The organism is Cupriavidus sp. 2TAF22, from assembly GCF_052115045.1.
In the GTDB taxonomy this organism is placed as follows: Bacteria; Pseudomonadota; Gammaproteobacteria; order Burkholderiales; family Burkholderiaceae; genus Cupriavidus.
The window spans coordinates 44747-57516 of the sequence record NZ_JBFRFX010000007.1; the positions used below are offsets into that span (position 1 = coordinate 44747).

The 12770-nt window shown below is 68.3% G+C and carries 11 protein-coding genes; 8 read left to right on the top strand and 3 right to left on the bottom strand.

Features of this window, described 5'->3' with window-relative positions; translation table 11 throughout:
* Positions 1-15: 15 nt before the first annotated feature.
* Entirely contained in the window at positions 16-879 is an 864-nt protein-coding gene (locus tag AB4Z48_RS10520; protein WP_441613869.1) for a LysR family transcriptional regulator, read from the bottom strand.
* 192 nt (positions 880-1071) lie between these two features.
* On the opposite strand from AB4Z48_RS10520, the gene AB4Z48_RS10525 reads away from it, so the two are divergent.
* Positions 1072-1992 carry a DMT family transporter gene (locus tag AB4Z48_RS10525; RefSeq protein WP_441613870.1) on the top strand — a complete coding sequence of 307 codons (921 nt, stop codon included), beginning with the start codon at positions 1072-1074 and terminating at the stop codon, positions 1990-1992.
* 55 nt (positions 1993-2047) lie between these two features.
* Here the strand turns inward: AB4Z48_RS10525 and AB4Z48_RS10530 are convergent, their stop codons facing one another.
* Together AB4Z48_RS10530 and AB4Z48_RS10535 are read right to left on the bottom strand one after the other, a co-directional pair.
* The gene (locus AB4Z48_RS10530) at positions 2048-3088 is read right to left on the bottom strand and encodes an alpha/beta fold hydrolase (RefSeq protein ID WP_441613871.1); all 1041 of its coding nucleotides are present in this window, start codon (positions 3086-3088) and stop codon (positions 2048-2050) included.
* A gap of 95 nt (positions 3089-3183) precedes the next feature.
* Positions 3184-4518 (bottom strand): acetamidase/formamidase family protein, encoded by a 1335-nt coding sequence (locus tag AB4Z48_RS10535; protein WP_441613872.1) that lies wholly within the window; start codon positions 4516-4518, stop codon positions 3184-3186.
* A 607-nt stretch (positions 4519-5125) separates the two neighbouring features.
* Here AB4Z48_RS10535 and AB4Z48_RS10540 point away from each other — a divergent pair.
* The 7 genes from AB4Z48_RS10540 (at position 5126) to AB4Z48_RS10570 (ending at position 12730) form a co-directional block, all read left to right on the top strand.
* Positions 5126-6385 (top strand): MFS transporter, encoded by a 1260-nt coding sequence (locus AB4Z48_RS10540; RefSeq protein WP_441613873.1) that lies wholly within the window; start codon positions 5126-5128, stop codon positions 6383-6385.
* A gap of 120 nt (positions 6386-6505) precedes the next feature.
* On the top strand, positions 6506-7354 hold the full coding sequence (locus AB4Z48_RS10545) for a dihydroorotate dehydrogenase electron transfer subunit (RefSeq protein ID WP_441613874.1): 849 nt from the start codon (positions 6506-6508) through the stop codon (positions 7352-7354).
* Positions 7347-8297 carry a dihydroorotate dehydrogenase gene (locus tag AB4Z48_RS10550; RefSeq protein ID WP_441613875.1) on the top strand — a complete coding sequence of 317 codons (951 nt, stop codon included), beginning with the start codon at positions 7347-7349 and terminating at the stop codon, positions 8295-8297. The genes AB4Z48_RS10545 and AB4Z48_RS10550 overlap by 8 nt, the downstream gene beginning before the upstream one ends.
* 30 nt (positions 8298-8327) lie before the next feature.
* Positions 8328-9581, top strand: a complete 1254-nt coding sequence (locus AB4Z48_RS10555; RefSeq protein WP_441613876.1) for a Zn-dependent hydrolase — start codon at positions 8328-8330, stop codon at positions 9579-9581.
* 37 nt (positions 9582-9618) lie between these two features.
* Positions 9619-10707 carry a dihydroorotase gene (gene pyrC / locus AB4Z48_RS10560; protein WP_441613877.1) on the top strand — a complete coding sequence of 363 codons (1089 nt, stop codon included), beginning with the start codon at positions 9619-9621 and terminating at the stop codon, positions 10705-10707.
* 18 nt (positions 10708-10725) lie between these two features.
* Entirely contained in the window at positions 10726-11412 is a 687-nt protein-coding gene (locus tag AB4Z48_RS10565; RefSeq protein WP_441613878.1) for an orotate phosphoribosyltransferase, read from the top strand.
* 253 nt (positions 11413-11665) lie between these two features.
* The gene (locus AB4Z48_RS10570) at positions 11666-12730 is read left to right on the top strand and encodes a porin (RefSeq protein ID WP_441613879.1); all 1065 of its coding nucleotides are present in this window, start codon (positions 11666-11668) and stop codon (positions 12728-12730) included.
* The last annotated feature ends 40 nt before the right edge of the window (positions 12731-12770 follow it).

Genomic DNA, 12770 nt, shown 5'->3' on the forward strand with positions numbered 1-12770 from the left:
GCCAGGGGGCGTGCCTCAGGACAGCCCGCCATGCTCCGCGAAACATAGCCCCAGGAATTGCATGACGGCCTGGATCCGTGGCGCGCGGCGGATGTCGGCGTGCACGACCAGCCAGATCTCGCGCGTCAGGCGCTTTCCCTTGCATTTCACGCGCCGCAGGGCGCCGTCGCGCTCGCCCAGGAAATGGGGCAGCGCCGCGATGCCCACGCCGGCACGGGCGGCCGAAGCCTGGATGTCCAGCTCGTTGCTGACCATCACGATGGGCCGGCCTAGCGCCTGTTGTTTCAGCCACTCCTGCTGCGGCGACCCTTCCATGCTGTCGTCATAGGCGATATAGCCGTAGTCGGACGGCGCGGTGGCGTCCAGGTAGGCAGCGCAGGCATAGAGGGAGAACGCCACGGTGCCGAGCTTGCGCACCACCAGCTCGCCTTCTGCCGGACGGCTCAGGCGCACCGCCAGGTCGGCCTCCCGCCGGGTCAGCGAGGCCACGCGCGTGGCCCCGGTCAGGCATACGCGCAAGGCCGGATGCCGCGCGCGCAACTGGCCCAGCCGGGGCGCGATCACCGCGGCGGCCATCGATGGAGGCGCGCTGATGGTGACCTCCCCGCTGACGCCGGTCTGGCCGGCCGCCGCCGTACGCTCCACGGCATATGACTCGTGCTCCATGCGCGCGGCCAGGGCGGCGATGCGTTCGCCCTCGGCGGTCAGCAGATAGCTGCGCGGGCGCCGGTCCACCAGCTTGAGTCCCAGCGAGCTTTCCAGCGCGGCGATGCGCCGCGCCACCGTCGCATGGTCGACCTTGAGCCGCCGCGCGGCGCCGGACAGCGAACTCTCCTGCGCGAAGACACCGAAATGGCGCAGATCCTCCCAGTCGAACATGGGTGATTTCTCACATGCGATGTGAATATTTGGGGAATTTTACACAGGCGGAGAAGCTTGCAGAATGGCAGCCATGCCGTCGCGACGCAAGCAACAGCGGTCCTTGCGGATTGCCCGGCGACTTTCCACACGCATGCGCGGCACGGCCAGGGCTTGCCAGGCGCATGCAACCCAACTGACAAGGAGTCAGCCATGCGCAAGCCAGAAAGCCTCGCCTATCTCGGCATCGTCGTCTCGACCTTCTTCTGGGGGACGAACTTCAACGCCGGTGCGTTGATCATCCGGCATATGACACCGATCAGCGCCTCGATCGAGCGCTTCGTCATCTCGACCGTCCTGCTGCTGCTGATCTTTGGCCTGCAGGGCAAGCTGCGCCTGAGCGTGCTGCGCAAGAACCTGTGGGCATACATCGGCCTGGGCCTGCTGGGGTTCACCGCATTCAACCTCGCCACGTTTTTCGGCCTGCAGACCACCACCCCGATCAACGGCGCGCTGATCCTTGCCACCACGCCGTTGTGGACCATGCTCCTCGCGGTGGTCTTCGAGGGCGAACGTATCGATCCCGGGCGCGCGCTCGGCCTGGTCTTCGGCCTGCTCGGCGTAGGCCTGGTGATCACGCGCGGCGACATCCACATGCTGCTCGCGCTCAAGGTGGCGCGCGGCGATGCCATCATTCTCGCGGGCAGCCTGGCCTGGGCCGCCAACATGGTCGGCACGCGGCGCTTCGTCAAGGACGCCACGGCGCTGGAGAACACGGGCTTCTCGATGTTGTTCGGCGCCATCGGCCTGATCATCCTCGGCTTCGTCTTCGAACGGCCGCTGGCGAGCATCGCCGCCGCGCCCGCGAGCATCCATGCCGCCGTCCTGTATCTCGCCGCGGGCGGTTCGCTGCTGGCCTACCTGCTGTGGTTCTGCGGCATCCACCACATCGGCGCGGCGCGCACTTCGATCTTCTTCAACCTGGCGCCGGTGTTCACCATGCTGGTTTCCACCGTGCTCGGCGTGCCCCCCAACGCATGGCAGGTGGTGGGCGCGGGCGGGGTGATCCTGGGCGTGGTGTTCGCCTCAGGCCTGGTCGCCATGCCGGCCAGCACCAGGGCGGCGCAAGGCTGACGCAGGGCGAGCGCATGCCGGGCGCATGCGGCGCCCCGCGGCCGCCTTGCCGGGCTCAGCGGGCAATGCCGGCAAGCTCCAGCGCCGCGGCAGCATATGCTTGGGGCGCTTCCTCCGGAAGGTTGTGCCCTGCGTTGTCCACCACGCGATGCGAGCGCGGCCCGCTGAACCTCGCGGCGGACGATTTGCCATCGGTCGCGGGGAAATTCCCGTCGGCCTTTCCGTCCAGCGTAATGGCCGGGACCGTGATGACGGGCTGGGCGGCAAGTCGCTTCTCCGTCGCTTCGTATGCCGGGAATCCCGGGGCAAGACCCAGGCGGTGACGGTAGGAATGAATCACCACGTCGACGTAGTCCGGGTTGTCGAACACGCTCGCCGCACGATCCAGCGTGGCGTCGTCGAACTGCCAGCTCGGCGAGTTCCGCTTCCAGATGACCCTGGCGATTTCACGCCTGTTGGCCGCCAGGCCCGCCCTTCCCCTTTCGGTCTGGAAGTAGTACTGGTACCACAGCCCGGATTCGATCTGCGGGGGGATGGGCAATGTCGATCTGGCGATGTCTTGTATCAGGTAGCTGTTGACCGAAACCAGCCCGGCGCATCGCTCGGGCCAGAGCGCGGCGGCGACGCATGCCGCGCGGCCGCCCCAGTCGAAGCCGGCAAGGACCGCGCGCGGCATGCGCAATGCGTCCATCAGCGCGATCACGTCGGTGCCGATCGCGCCCTGCTGGCCCGACCGGGGCGTGGCGGCATCGAGGAACCGGGTCGGTCCATGTCCGCGCAGATGCGGCACGATCACCCGGCATCCACGGCTGGCAAGCATCGGTGCGACCTCGATGAAGCTGTAGACGCTGTACGGGTAGCCATGCAGCAGCACGACGGGCGGTCCGTCGGCCGGCCCGGATTCGTGGTAGCCGATGTTGAGGACCCCGGCGTCGATGTGCTTGAGCGGTCCAAGCTGCTGCATCGCCGCGGCGTTTCCGGGATCGGCCTGGGCCTTGGCGGCAAATGCCAGTTGCGGCAGGGCGACGCTTGCGGCAGCGCTTGCGGCGGCGCCCTTCAAGAGCAGGCGACGCCGTTCGTTGACAGTGGTAGGCATGAAAATCCTTTCCCTGACGGGCAAGTAGGTGGCTGGGAGCGATGCCGGCCGGCAAGGTTCGCGCGCCGGCCGGTCTTCCTGGCTCGGCTTGCGCCTTATGGCAGCTGGTACTTTTCGCGCACCAGGTGGCCGATCCCCATGCGGTCCAGGGTGTCCAGCGGGCACAGGAACGTGACGCGGACGGTGCCGGGCAGGCGGCTGATCTCGATGGAGCCGTTGATGGTGGCGCGGTTGAGTACCTCTTCATAGGGTAGGCCCGTAACGGCCGCGGCGCGGCGCAGACCGTTCTCGGTGGCGGCGTTGAGGTTCACGCCGCTGCCGATAAAGGTGATCGGGCCGTTTTGTTCGATTTCGCCTTGTCCCCAGCGCGCGCCAAGCTCACGTACCCGCTGGCGCTGCTCGGCACTCATGGGCCGGGCCATGGGGGGCAGGTCGTCGATGTTCTGCAGCAGGATCGGCCCGTCGAGCGTGAGGTGCTTGATGACCTCCACCGTCAGTTCCGTTTCGCCGGACACGTCGGTGGCGTGGCCGGCGATCTCGCCGTTGCCCTGCTGGGCATGCATGTCGCCCATGTACACGCCGGCTCCCGGCACCTTGACCGGGCAGATCAGGATGCAGCCCTCGCGCACCGAATTGGTGTCCATGTGGCCGTCAGTCTTGGCCGCGTGCAACTCCTCCTGGGTCATGCCGTACCGGTGCGGCGCACCCACCAGGTACTGGCCGAAATCGGCGCAATTATGGGAGTCTGGCAAGTCGCGTGCCGGCGTGGTGCCGATATTGCCGAGGAACGGGCGCATATGCGCCGCCACGCCAGGGATGTCGGCGCGTGCCAGCGACAGGATCGAGTGCTGGGCTGCCAGCGAGGGCAGTGCGGACATCTCCGCCGCATTGCCCGCCAGGCGGTTGGCCACTTCCTGGCTGACGGTGAGGCTGACCTGATTTTCCTGGTCCAGCACGATCACGTAGCCATGGCTGAACCGGAAGGCGCTCACCTCGGCCCCGCAGTGATTGCAGCGGATCGCCTCCTCGCCAATGCCCTCGACGTGGCTGGCCGGGTGTTCGGTACCGCATGCGGCGCAGAATTTGGCAACGAAGGGGTCACCGTGATAGCGGCCTTCGACAAAGCGCATGACGCCCGAGGAGGTGGCCACCGAGGTGACGCGCATGCGTTGAATCTTCAGCGCGACGGCGTCGCCGATCTCGGCGCCGGCGATCGCGACCGGTTGCGTCACTTCGTGCCCGCCCTGGAACGACGGCGTGATCATCGGCCCCCAGCAGCCTGGCGGGGTACCGGTAACCAGGGTGCCGCCATCGGCCAGCGGCCCCAGCATTGGCTGGCTGGGTCCGATCAGTCCGCTGGTGTAGGTCTCGACGCGAAGCCACTGCTGGGCCGGCTGTGCGGCGTGCGCGTCATGCTGGGTGGTCGTCATTTTCTCTCTCCATGTCCGCATCGCGTGCGGCGTTCTGAAACCCGGGGGGCCGTCACGGCATTTCAGCGTCCGCGTGTATCCGGCCTGTTTCAGCAAGGAGCCGGAAATGCGGTGTTTCTTGTCCGCGGGCGGCCTGGATACACAGCGGTACAAAGCGATGTGCAGCCGCACGCTGGCGCGCGGGGTGCTTCCGGGACGGCCCGTGCACCCGGCAGGCCCGGAGCGCGCGGGTGCCCCGGCCCCTGCTTCGTGACGGTGGGGCATGCCCAAGTGACCTTGCTGGTGTTTGTCTCAGTAATTGGACGGACGGCAACCATCATGTGGCCGACGTCCTGCGGGGTGTCAGTCTCCCCATCTCCGGAGATACCCTAGGCACGCAAAAACCCCTTGCAAAGCCAAAGTCCGGAACGTAATCTAAAAAAAGAGATAGGCATGCAGATGCGGCCCGATAGCAGTCACTCCGATGCTTCGGGCAAATTTTCGGCGATACTGTCTAAAAAATGAGATCAAATCAAGGAAGGTGACCGGCGCCACATCCGCCGACCGTCAGACCCAAACCAGGCGGCAGTGTCGCCAGACCAGCATGACAACAGCAGGAGCAACCCACATGGAAGCAAACGCAAAAGCACCGGCATCGCCCGCCGAGGCGCTCTCCACCCGATCCGCACGGCCCGGGCGCACCTCGTCCTATGCCTGGAAGGCACTGGCGGGCTCGGCCATCGGCTATGCCATGGACGGGTTCGACCTSCTGATCCTCGGCTTCATGCTGCCGGCCATCAGCGTTGCGCTGAGCCTGAGCACGGGGCAGTCCGGCGCGCTGGTGACATGGACGCTGATCGGCGCGGTGGCGGGCGGGATCATCTTCGGCGCCCTGAGCGACCGCTACGGCCGGGTACGCGTGCTGACCTGGACCATCGTGCTGTTCGCGGTCTTCACCGGGCTGTGCGCGTTCGCGCAGGGTTTCTGGGATTTGCTGGTGTACCGCACGATCGCGGGCATCGGCCTGGGCGGCGAGTTCGGCATCGGCATGGCGCTGGCCGCCGAGGCGTGGCCGGCCAGCAAGCGGGCGCGGGTGTCGTCGTATGTGGCGCTGGGCTGGCAGGCGGGCGTGCTGATGGCTTCGCTGCTCACGCCGTTGCTGCTGCCGCATATCGGCTGGCGCGGCATGTTCCTGCTGGGCGTGGTGCCGGCGCTGGTGGCCTGGTTCGTGCGCAACCGGCTGCATGAGCCCGAGGTGTTCGTGCGCAGCGCGGAGAAGAAGAAGGTCAACGCCTTCCGGCTGCTGGTGGCCGATGCGCGCACCACGCGCACCAGCCTGGGCATCGTGATCCTCTGCGCCGTGCAGAACTTCGGCTACTACGGGATCATGATCTGGCTGCCCACCTACCTGTCGCGGGCGCTGGGCTTCTCGCTGACCAAGTCGGCAATGTGGACCTCGGTGACGATCGTGGGAATGATGGTGGGTGTCTATGTCTTCGGGCACCTGGCGGACCGCATCGGCCGCAAGCCCACCTTCCTGATCTTCCAGGCCGGCGCGGTGGCGATGGTGCTGGCCTATGCGCGCATGTCGGACCCGGCGACGATGCTGTGGGCCGGCGCGGTGATGGGCATGTTCGTCAACGGCATGATCGGCGGCTACGGCGCGCTGATCTCCGAAGCCTATCCCACCGCGGCGCGCGCCACCGCGCAGAACGTGCTCTTCAATATCGGCCGGGCCGTGGGTGGATTCGGGCCCATCGTGGTGGGCGCGCTCGCCGCGACGTACTCCTTCCAGGTCGCCATCGCGCTGCTGGCCAGCATCTATGTGCTGGACATGATCGCCACCTTCTTCCTTATTCCCGAGCTCAAGGGCGTGGAGCTGGAATAGCCCGAACCGCATCGCCCGAACCACATCGCCGGACCGGACCACGGCCGCCCCCGGCTGCCAGCCGGCAAGCCGTGCGGCCCCAGGCCGCCGCCGGCAGGCATCAAACAGACAGGAGTCACCATGTCACCATCCCTGTGCGGCGCGGACAGCGCCGCGACGGTCGCGTCGTACCGCTGCCGCGTCGTCGAGCACTACTGGGTCAACCGGCGCTACAAGTACATCCGGCTCGAAGCCGATGCGCCGATCGCCCGCATCACGCGCCCCGGACAGTTCTACCAGCTCAAGTGCCCGGTCAGCGACGAAGCGCAGCCCTTCCTGCTGCGGCCGATGAGCGTGTACGGCGCCGGCCCGGAAGACGGCCGCATCGAGTTCCTCTACAACGTCACCGGGCTGGGCACGCGGGCCATGGCAAGCCTGCCGGCCGACGGCCATATGGATATCGTCGGCCCGCTCGGCAATACCTTCGCCTTCGAGCCCGCGTACCGGCGCATCCTGGTGGTGGCGCGCGGCGTGGGCCTGGCCACCATGGCGCCGCTGGTGCGGCAGGCCGCCGAGGCGGGCGTGGCGATCACCGCGGTGATGTCCGCGCGCACCCGCGACGACCTGATGGACAGTGAGTTCCTGCGCGGCGCCGACGCACAGGTGCACGGCGTGTTCGACGAGGACGGTTCGTCCGCGGTGGAGGCGGTTGAGGGTTTGCTGCGCCGCCTGATCGACGAGCAGCGGCCCGATGCGCTCTACACCTGCGGCTCGCACCGCCTGCTGATGCTGCTGCAGCGCGTGCTGGCGGACTACCCGCAGGTGCGCGGCGAGGTCGCCATGGAGCAGCGCATGGCCTGCGGCATGGGCGTTTGCCTGTCCTGCGTGCGGATGTTCGACTGCGACGGCGACAAGCAATTCCTGCGGGTTTGCCGCGAAGGCCCCGTATTTTCCATTCGCGAAGTAGTAGGGGAGGTGGAGTTTGGCTGATCTATCCGTCCGGGTTGGCGATCTGACGCTGCGCAACCCCATCATGCCCGCCTCCGGCTGCTTCGCGATCGAGTACCGCGAGGCGCTGGACTTCAACCAGCTCGGCGCACTGGTGATCAAGAGCGTCTCGCCCAAGGCGCGCGCCGGCAATCCCACGCCGCGCGTGGCGGAAACCCACGGCGGCATGCTGAACTCCATCGGCATCCCGAGCAAGGGGCTGGACTACTACCGCGCGCACGTGCTGCCGCCCTACACGCGGTACGACACGCCGGTGGTGGTGTCGATCTCCGCCGATACGGCCGAGGAGTTCGCGCATGCATGCGAGGCAATGTCATTGCCCGAAGTGGCGGTGATCGAAGCCAATATCTCATGCCCCAACCTCGAGGCCGACGGCATGGCCTTCGCCATGCTGCCGGAGACCACCTACAAGGCGGTGGCGGCGATCCGCCGGCGCACGCGCCATCCGTTCTGGGTCAAGCTCACGCCCAACGCCTCCAATATCGCGGCGGTGGCGCGCGCGGCGGAAGACGCGGGTGCCGATGCCATCGTCATGGGCAATACCGTGCTCGGCATGGCCATCGACGTGCACACGCGCAAGCCCAGGCTCGGCAATGTCATGGGCGGCCTGTCCGGGCCGGCCATCAAGCCCATCGCCCTGCGGCTGGTGCACCAGTGCTACCGCGCGGTGCGCATCCCGGTGATCGGCTGCGGCGGCATCCAGAGCGCGCACGACGCGGTGGAGTTCATGCTCGCGGGCGCCTCCGCGGTGCAGATCGGTACCGCCTCGTTCCGCGACCCCGGCGTCATGCAGAAGATCGTCGACGGCCTGCATGCGTACTGCGACGAGACCGGCACCCCGGCGCTGCGCGACCTCACCGGGCAGGTCAGGCTGGACCGCCAGCTGAGCGACCGCTGGCTGCGCTTCGCCCAGCAATCGGGCTGAGCGCCCGCACCGCATCAATGGACATCTGTCATGGATATTGAGGAACTCAAGCCGCTCGCGCAGACGCTGTTCGACGACATCCGCGCGCTGTCGTCCGACGGCGTCGGGGTGACGCGCGACAGCTACGGCGCGGGCGAGACCGCGGCGGCCGACTACCTGCGCGCTTTCGCGCAGCGCGAGGGCCTGCACGTGGAGGCCGATGGCGCCGCCAACCTCGTGTTCCGCCTTGGCGGCGCGGCCAGCGACGCCCCCGCCGCCTGGGTCGGGTCGCACCTGGACTCGGTGCCGCAAGGTGGCAACTTCGACGGCATGGCCGGCATCGTGGCCGGGCTGCTGTGCCTGGTCGCGCAGCAGCGCGCGGGCCGCGCGTCGCCCGTGCCGCTCAACGTGATCGGCTTTCGTGGCGAGGAAAGCGCGTGGTTCGGCAAGGCCTACATGGGTTCCGGCGCCGCGCTCGGCAAGCTGTCGGCCGACGATCTCGCGCTGCGCCACCGCCAGCACGGCCGCACCATGGCCGAGTGCATGGCCGCGCTCGGCGCCGACATGGAAGCGATCCGCGCCCAGCAGCCGCTGTTCGACCGCGCCCGTGCGCGCGCCTACCTGGAGCTGCATATCGAGCAGGGCCCGGTGATGGTGGCGCGCGGCCTGCCGCTGGCGGTGGTGCCCGGCATCCGCGGCAATGTGCGCCACAACCGCATCGCCTGCCTCGGCGAGGCCGGGCATTCCGGCGCCGTGCCGCGCTGGCTGCGCAAGGACGCCATGTTCGCCGTGGCCGAGCTGATCGTGCGCCTGGACGAACACTGGCGCGTGCTGCTCGAGCGCGGCATCGACCTGGTGGTGACCACCGGCGTGGTCACCACCAGCCCGGAGGCGCATTCGGTCTCGCGCATCCCGGGCACGGTGAGCTTCAGCTTCGAGGCGCGCAGCAAGAGCGTGGAGACGCTGGAAGGCTTCTACCAGCTGATGCGCACGGAGTGCAAGGCCATCGCGCGCGACCGCGGCGTGCGCTTCGATTTCGACCGCCGCGTGGATTCCGCGCCGGCGACGATGGATGCGGGCCTGTCCGAGTTGCTGGCGCAGCAGTGCCGCGCGCAGGGCACGCCGTTCGAGATGGTCGCCAGCGGAGCAGGGCACGATGCGTCCCTGTTCGCCAATGCCGGCATCCCGACCGGCATGCTGTTCATCCGCAACGAGCACGGCTCGCACAACCCGGACGAGGCCATGGACCTGGACGACTTCATGCTCGGCGTGGGGGTGCTGGCAGGCACCATCGCCCGCCTCTGACGCGCCACGCCCCGCACACCGAGAGGAGACCCCCGAGATGATCCCGAACCCCCGGCGCCTGACCATCCGCCGCCCGGACGACTGGCACCTGCACCTGCGCGACGGCGACACGCTGCGCGCGGTGCTGCCCTATACGGCGCGGCAGTTTGCGCGCGCCATCGTCATGCCAAACCTGGAGCGGCCCGTGACCACGGTGGACGCGGCCCATGCCTACCGCGAGCGCATCGTGGCCGCGCTGCCGGCCGGCGCGCGCTTCACGCCCCTGATGACCTGCTACCTCTGCGACACGACCGACCCCGCCGAGCTGCGGCGCGGCTACGGAGAAGGCGTGTTCGCCGCGGCCAAGCTGTATCCCGCGGGTGCCACCACGCACTCGGAACATGGCGTGACCGCGATCGCCCGCGTGGCCGGGGTGCTCGCCGCCATGCAGGAGATCGGCATGCCGCTGCTGGTCCATGGCGAAAGCACCGATCCCGCCGTGGATGTGTTCGACCGCGAAGCCGTGTTCATCGAGCAGACGCTCAAGCCGCTGCTGCAGCGCTTTCCCCGCCTCAAGGTGGTGCTCGAACACATCACCACGGCGCAGGCCGCCGAGTTCGTCGGCCGCGACGGCAGCGGGCGCCTGGCTGCCACCATCACCCCGCAGCACCTGATGTACAGCCGCAATGCGATGTTCGCGGGCGGGCTCCGGCCGCACTTGTATTGCCTGCCCGTGCTCAAGCGCGAGCGGCACCGGCTGGCGCTGCGGCGCGCCGCCACATCGGGCTCGCCGGCCTTCTTCCTCGGCACCGACTCGGCCCCGCATGTGCGCGCCGCCAAGGAGGCGGCGTGCGGCTGCGCCGGCATCTTCAGCGCGCCGGTGGCGCTCGAAGCCTATCTCGGCGTGTTCGGCGAGGAGGGCGTGCTTGACCGTTTCGAGGCCTTCGCCAGCGAGAACGGCAGCCGCTTCTACGGCCTGGCGCCGAACGAGGGCAGCATCACCTTCGTGCGCGAGCCCGGCCGTGCGCCGGAATCGCTTGCCTTGCCGGACGGCGGAGCGATCCGGCCCTTCCTGGCGGGCGAAACACTGCAATGGCGGCTGGCGGATGCCGGCCAACCCGGCAAGCCGGAAGCCCGATCCCGGTAGCAAGCAATGGAGCAAGCCATGTCTGAACTACGAACCCGGCTCGGGCTCGCGGCCACCGTCGGCCAGGCCTTGCTGGAGGCCGGCTGCGTGAAGTTCCGCACCGACGAGCCGTTCCGGCTGCCGTCGGGCTGGGCCAGCCCGGTCTATATCGATTGCCGCCGGCTGATCGCCTTTCCGCGCCTGCGGCGCGAACTGGTGGCGCGCGGCCTGGCAATGCTGCGGGACCGCCATTGCCTGGAGGGCATCGACGCCGTCGCCGGCGCGGAAGCCAGCGGCATTGCCTTCGCCGCCTGGGTGGCCGACACGCTGGACCTGCCCTTGCTGTACGTGCGCAAGGAAGCCAGGGGGCTCGGCCCGGCTTCGCAGGTCGAGGGATTGCTGGCCACGGGCGACCGCGTGCTGCTGGTCGACGACATGATGGCGGCGGCCCGCTCCAAGCGCATCTTCTGCGCGGCGCTTGGCGCCGCCGGCGCCACCGTGAAGGATATCTTTGTGCTGTTCGACTACGGCACCTTCCCCACCGCGCAGGCGCTCGCGCCCTGGCAGGTGACGGTGCACGCGCTCGCGGGCTGGCGCGACATCCTCGACGCCGCACAGGCCTCAGGCCATGTCGGCCAGCGCAGCCTCGACGAGCTGCGCCGCTTCCTCGACGACCCCGTGCGCTGGTCGCAGGACCACGGCGGCATCGGCACGCCGCCGACCTAGCCTCGCCTTTCGCCCCGCAGAGCAATCATCCGGCCGCCCGCCGCAGCAGGCGGGCGGCGGGGCCCCTTTTGCCGTCAGCCGGCGGGCAGGGCACGGACAAACGCCGGCGGCCAGGCAAGCCAGGACAACAAGCAAGAGCCGCAAGCAAGAGACACACACAAGAGCCACACACAAGAGCCACACACAAGAGCCACACGCAAAGACAACAACGACGAGGAGGAAACACATGCGGAAGATCGCGAAGAGAACGTCAATGGCCAGGAGCAAGGCAGCGCTGCTGCTGTTCGGCACGCTGTGCGTGGCCGGCACAGGGCACGCGCAGTCCGGCGTCACGCTCTACGGGCAGGTGGACAGCTTTGTCGGCAGCAACCGCGCCGCCGGCGGCGACCGCGCCTACGTGCTCGGCGCCGGCGGCATGCAGACTTCGTACTGGGGCATGCGCGGCAGCGAGGAACTCGGCGGCGGCCTCAAGGCGATCTTCGATCTCAACGGCTTCCTGCGCGTCGATGCGGGCAAGTCGGGCCGCTCCGATACCGATCCGATGTTCACGCGCAACGCCTTCGCAGGCCTGCAGAGCAACAGCTATGGCACGCTCAAGCTGGGCCGCAACACCACGCCGTACTTTCTCTCCACCATCCTGTTCAACCCGCTGGTGGACTCGTACAACTTCGCGCCGTCGATCTTCCAGACCTACAAGACGGCGGGCAGCGGCGCGCTCTATGATCCCGGCATCATCGGCGACTCCGGCTGGAGCAACTCGGTGGTCTACTCTACCCCGGTGCTGGCCGGGCTGACGGTCAACCTGATCTATGCCTTCGGCGAGCAGCCCGGCAGCGGCGGCCAGAACAAGTGGGGCGGCAACGTCCTGTACTTCAACGGGCCGTTCGCGGCGACGGTGGCGTTCCAGCAGGCGAAGTTCAACGGCGCGCCAGGCGATGTCAACGCGCCGGCGGCGCTGGCCGGCTTCGGCAGGCAAAATGCGGTGCAGGGCGGGCTGAGCTACGATTTCAAGGTGGTCAAGCTGTTCGCGCAGGGCCAGTACATCAAGACCGGCGTCGACAGCGCCAGCGGCGATATCCGGCACGCCAACGGGCAGTTCGGCGTGTCGGTCCCGCTCGGCGCCGGCAGCATGCTGGTGTCGTATGCCCACGCCAGGACCAGCAGCAATGCGGGCGAATTCCGCCGCAACACGGCCGGGCTGGCGTATGACTACAACCTGTCGAAACGCACCGACGTGTACGCCGCGTACTTCTATGACGGGCTGACGGCGCAAGCGCACGCGGACACCCTCGGGGTGGGCGTGCGCCACCGCTTCTGAACGCGAACGGTGGGGAGGCCGGCGCGCGGCCGACTTACTT

What these genes read in the sequence shown, in the direction of transcription:
- AB4Z48_RS10545 (WP_441613874.1), top strand. Translation starts at nt 6,506, where the DNA reads ATGTCACCATCCCTGTGCGGCGCGGACAGCGCCGCGACGGTCGCGTCG.
- pyrC (WP_441613877.1), top strand. Translation starts at nt 9,619, where the DNA reads ATGATCCCGAACCCCCGGCGCCTGACCATCCGCCGCCCGGACGACTGG.
- AB4Z48_RS10520 (WP_441613869.1), bottom strand. Translation starts at nt 879, where the DNA reads ATGTTCGACTGGGAGGATCTGCGCCATTTCGGTGTCTTCGCGCAGGAG.
- AB4Z48_RS10530 (WP_441613871.1), bottom strand. Translation starts at nt 3,088, where the DNA reads ATGCCTACCACTGTCAACGAACGGCGTCGCCTGCTCTTGAAGGGCGCC.
- AB4Z48_RS10525 (WP_441613870.1), top strand. Translation starts at nt 1,072, where the DNA reads ATGCGCAAGCCAGAAAGCCTCGCCTATCTCGGCATCGTCGTCTCGACC.
- AB4Z48_RS10565 (WP_441613878.1), top strand. Translation starts at nt 10,726, where the DNA reads ATGTCTGAACTACGAACCCGGCTCGGGCTCGCGGCCACCGTCGGCCAG.
- AB4Z48_RS10535 (WP_441613872.1), bottom strand. Translation starts at nt 4,518, where the DNA reads ATGACGACCACCCAGCATGACGCGCACGCCGCACAGCCGGCCCAGCAG.
- AB4Z48_RS10555 (WP_441613876.1), top strand. Translation starts at nt 8,328, where the DNA reads ATGGATATTGAGGAACTCAAGCCGCTCGCGCAGACGCTGTTCGACGAC.
- AB4Z48_RS10570 (WP_441613879.1), top strand. Translation starts at nt 11,666, where the DNA reads ATGGCCAGGAGCAAGGCAGCGCTGCTGCTGTTCGGCACGCTGTGCGTG.